Below are 4,518 nucleotides of genomic sequence, written 5' to 3' on the forward strand. Positions count from 1 at the left end.
ATGGCCTTCTCACAGTTCGGCATCGAAAGCCTCTGCAACCTCATCGAAATCCACCGCAGCACAACGAAGTAGGTCTGCCGCGGCCCTCGCCGGATGAATACGGATCATCCGCATTGGAATGGATACTTCGAAGAGCGTGTTTCAGCTTCATGGGGTTAACGAGGCTGAAGTGCCGATTCTGCTCCGAAAGCTGCGCCGGGCTCAGATGATTTCCTTTCTGGAGGATATTCATCCGACGACGATCGGTATTGAGGCTGGAGGAGCAGCTCACTATTGGGCGCGCACGTTTGCAACCATGGGGCACGAAGTCAGGATCATGGCGCCGCAGTTCGTCAAGCCTTATGTCAAGCGCGGTAAGAACGATGCGGCAGACGCTGAAGCTCTCTGCGAGGCTATGAACCGCCCGACCATGCGCTTCGTTTCAACAAAGACTGCTGCCCAGCAGGCCGCTTTGATGCTCGTGTCGATACGTGACCGTTTGATAAGGTCTCGCACCCAACTGACCAACTCAATTCGCGGCTATGCCGCCGAATTCGGTCTCATCACCGGCTGTGGCGTCGGCAAGGTTGCTCCGTTTGTTGAGCGTGTTGCCGAAGATGCGAGCCTACCCGAACTAGCACGGTCCCTATTCCGTGAATTGGGGGATGAACTGACACAAATCGAAGCGCGCATCGGGAAGATCGATGCCGAACTCAAGGCGCGCCATCGCCAGGACGAACTCTCTCAGCGTCTTGCCCAAATCCCCGGTGTCGGGACCATCGGCGCAACAATGCTTGCGCTCAAGACGCCTGACCCTCAAGGCTTTCGATCGGCCCGGCATTTTGCAGCGTGGATCGGGCTCACGCCAAGGGATCACTCGACGGGCGGAAAGAACCGGCTCGGGGCGATCACAAAAGCGGGCGACGAGACTTTGCGCAGCATCCTTGTCGTTGGTGCAACAGCGGTCATCAGCCAGATACGGAGAGGCAAGAAACGACATTGGCCTTGGCTCGAACGCCTTATCGAGCGCAAGCCGCCGAAGCTCGTCGCCATTGCTCTTGCCAATAAGCTTGCCCGCATAGCCTGGAAACTGATGGCCAGCGGTCAGGGGTATCATCCTGGTCATATTATGAACCCGGCCTAGCAAACTGCATTAAGGACAGGGTCGAGCCAATACGAACTTGCAAGAAGAAGAGAAGGTGGTGTGATCGATTGGTCCGAATTGCGGGATACTCCGAGAAGTCCAGCGGCATAACGAGACCGACTCGACTGGTTGGAACCGGCAATGCGGAAACCATCTTGGCCAGCGGCCTTTGTGTCGCACGCAAAGGCCGTACATATGGGTGCAAGCGTTTCGATTCGCGTCTTCCATTCTCTCTTGCAAATAGGGGCCGTCCACATATGGACTTGTCGGCGCAAGGAAGCGGTAGTGCTCCACCTATGGTGTGAGGGCCGACAATGGCGAAGGGCAGAGCACGGAAGCGTAGGACGGATCATACGAGTGAGAGCTTCGTCGATGCCGTGCACCGGATGGAACCGGAGCTGCATCATCTGGGAGGCGTTCTGGCAACGCTGCGGATATTTGGCGAGGCCGGAGACAGCATCGAACCTGTGGCACTCGCCGCCTTGGCGCGATCGATGGAAGGCCCGGTGGATGAGTTAGCGGCTTGCTGGCGATTAATGTTGGAGGCGGTTGCGACGGAACGCCGGATAGACGCGGCAGCCTGAACTTGCCGCTGGACTTCTTGCGTAGAGGAAGCATTGCTATTCTAGATGACGGACAGTGAGAGAAGGTCTTCTCGCCGTCTAGGTTCTCAAGCCCGCCCGAATGCGGGCCTTCGTCGGTACAAGCGCTGAGTGGTTCGGCGCATGAACTGAAGGAGAACCCAGCATGACTTTGACCCACAGCGGCAATGCCGATCTTGTGACGAAGCGTGACGAGACGGTCCGTTCTAACAAGCTGCCAGTGACCAACTCTTCCGCCAAGAAAACGTCTTCCCGCGAGAAGAGTGCGAAGGGGCAAATTATCCGCAAAGCTACCAGCAGTTCCGCGAGCTCTGTCGGGGCGCCAGCCTCGGCGACGTCGAAGGCGAAGATGGCGACGGGCGTCGGCATGAACTCCCAGGCAGCAACTGTGACAGGTAGCGGGTCTCGTGTCACGCCGAAAAACACCGGCAAATCAGGACCCGCCAAAACCGACGTGGTTCTGAAGAAGTTGCGGTCGTCCCGCGGCGTAACAATCGCGCAGATCATGGAGATCACCGGCTGGCAGGCGCATTCGGTGCGGGGCTTTCTGTCCGGGGTGGTGAAGAAGAAGCTCAGGCTCGACCTGGTCAGCGAGGCTGGCAAGGACGGACTGCGCCGCTATCGGATTGCTGAAGGGGAAGGCTTGCCGGCACGGGAGAAGCCAAGGGCCAGAAAGAGCGGACATATCGCAGACAGCGACAGTACTGTTGCAGAAGGTGGGCATGCCAGTGCGCATAGTGCTCCAGGTGAACATAGTGAGCCTGGCGCAGACGGCAGGGCCAATGCGAAGGGCAACGCTGGTGAGGATGGCACTGGAGTGGCCAGTGAAGGAGCCGCCCCAAGCTCAGCCATCGTAGCCAACCGCAAGGCCTGACGCCGATGGCTCGAAAGGCTTTCGATATCCAGGCCGAGCTCCGTGAGATTGCTGGTCTTGGTCGAGAGGAACTAGTGGCGCTGTGGGTCAAAGCCCATGGCTGTGCTCCTCCCAGGGGAGTGCGGCAGGAGCTCCTGGTCCGCTCGGCTGCCTGGCACCTTCAGGCAAGGCGTCTCGGGGGATATTCCGCCGAGACGCGCCGTCTGCTCAGGTCCGCCATCATAGAAGTCGGCAAAAGATTTGCCGACCGCACAAGCACATCAGGTAGCGCGGAGTGGGTTGAAGACAAGGAAAATGGCAGCCCTGTCCACAGGCTTGAGGACAGCTGTGCCGTCGATGCTCCTCATCGTGATCAACATCATGCGGGCGCTGTCGAGGGCGAGATAGTTCTAAGGTCCCTTTGTGGGTTGCGTCATGGCCAGCCGATGTATCATCCTCCCGAACCGGAACAGCAAACGTATCGATCGTCAGCGGTGAGCTGGACAACTGGAGAACGGGACCAATCAACTTTCCCCTTACCACCGTTGCTAAGGTCTGATGCAGCGCTAGCCACGTCGACTAACTCTGCTCGGATTGTGGCTGGTGTCTCGCGTCCGCCACCCACCGCTGCCGTTCAACCATCCCGGCGGCACCGCAAGCTTCAGCCAGGTGCCAGGTTGCTGCGGGACTGGAACGGCAAGACCCATGTGGTCGATGTCATCGAAGGTGGTTATGTCTTTGAGGCAAAGGTCTATCCCTCGCTAACGGCGATCGCAGGCAAGATCACCGGTGTCCATTGGTCAGGCCCGAGGTTCTTTGGGCTATGAACGCTCCTCAGAAGAAGCTCCGCTGTGCAGTCTATACCCGCAAGTCGACAGAAGAAGGCCTTGATCAGGAGTTCAACTCACTCGATGCCCAGCATGAAGCCTGCGCGGCTTTTGTCGCCTCACAGGTAGGACTGGGCTGGAAGCTTGTCCCCGAGCGCTATGATGATGGCGGCATCTCCGGCGGCACGATGGACAGGCCAGCCCTGCAGCGGTTGTTGCAGGATATCCGCGAGCGGAAGGTCGATGTGGTGGTGGTCTACAAGATCGATCGCCTCACCCGCTCCCTGATGGACTTCTCCAGGATCGTCGAGATCTTCGATGCGGCAGGCGCTTCCTTTGTCTCCGTTACCCAGCAGTTCAACACCACCACCTCCATGGGCAGGTTGACGCTCAATGTGCTGTTGTCCTTTGCCCAGTTTGAACGAGAGGTCACAGCCGAGCGCATTCGCGACAAGATCGCCGCCTCAAAGGCCAAGGGCATGTGGATGGGAGGCAGGATACCGTTTGGCTACCGGCTTGAAGACCACAAGCTGTTGGTTGAGGAGAAAGACGCCGAGACGGTGCGCTGGATGTTTACCCGCTTTCTCGAACTGCGTTCGGTTGCCTCGCTGACCGATGAGATCGAACGGTCAGGCAAAATGCCAGTCAGAAGGATCAGCAAGGCAGTTCGTGAAGCTGAACGGATGATAGGCAAGTATGGAGCAGGGGAAGCTCCTAATGATAGTGGCGCTAGTGAACGGGCGCAGGATGACGGGTTGGAATCTTCAGACACCTCCGAGCAATCTTCGCTAAAGAGTGGCCCTCCTATCTCTGCCCAGTCTCAAGGGTCGCTCTCCAGGATCAGCCGTGGCCAGATCAGATGGATGCTGTCCAACCCGCTCTATATCGGCAAGTTGCGGCATAAGGGCAAAATCCATGAGGGCGAGCATAGGCCGATCCTTGATGCTGATCTGTTCGAACGCGTGCAGCGGCAACTGGCGCTTGGCAGCCCCCGGCGCTCATCATCATCGAACAGCATGTCAAGCGAATCCAGGAACTGACCCCTTTCTCGAATTGAAGAACTAACCCCCCTTTCATTGGTTCGTGGTTTCGTTGGTCTCTGGCGCCGATCCG

The 4,518-nt window shown here is 58.2% G+C and carries 4 protein-coding genes; all 4 read left to right on the forward strand.

All coding sequences use genetic code 11. The features are described from left to right. Positions 1-118: 118 nt before the first annotated feature. The gene (locus tag ASD50_RS17570) at positions 119-1,123 is read left to right on the forward strand and encodes an IS110 family transposase (RefSeq protein WP_056243955.1); all 1,005 of its coding nucleotides are present in this window, start codon (positions 119-121) and stop codon (positions 1,121-1,123) included. A gap of 747 nt (positions 1,124-1,870) precedes the next feature. Beyond that, positions 1,871-2,599: a DUF3489 domain-containing protein gene (locus tag ASD50_RS22725; RefSeq protein WP_244484573.1), complete on the forward strand. Its 729-nt coding sequence runs from the start codon at positions 1,871-1,873 to the stop codon at positions 2,597-2,599. A 656-nt stretch (positions 2,600-3,255) separates the two neighbouring features. After that, positions 3,256-3,405: a DUF2924 domain-containing protein gene (locus tag ASD50_RS23995; RefSeq protein ID WP_244484574.1), complete on the forward strand. Its 150-nt coding sequence runs from the start codon at positions 3,256-3,258 to the stop codon at positions 3,403-3,405. Next, positions 3,402-4,445 (forward strand): recombinase family protein, encoded by a 1,044-nt coding sequence (locus tag ASD50_RS23270; RefSeq protein WP_056243960.1) that lies wholly within the window; start codon positions 3,402-3,404, stop codon positions 4,443-4,445. Before ASD50_RS23995 ends, ASD50_RS23270 begins: the two co-directional genes overlap by 4 nt. Positions 4,446-4,518: the final 73 nt, after the last annotated feature.

This window comes from Mesorhizobium sp. Root552 (genome assembly GCF_001427285.1).
Lineage (GTDB): Bacteria > Pseudomonadota > Alphaproteobacteria > Rhizobiales > Rhizobiaceae > Mesorhizobium.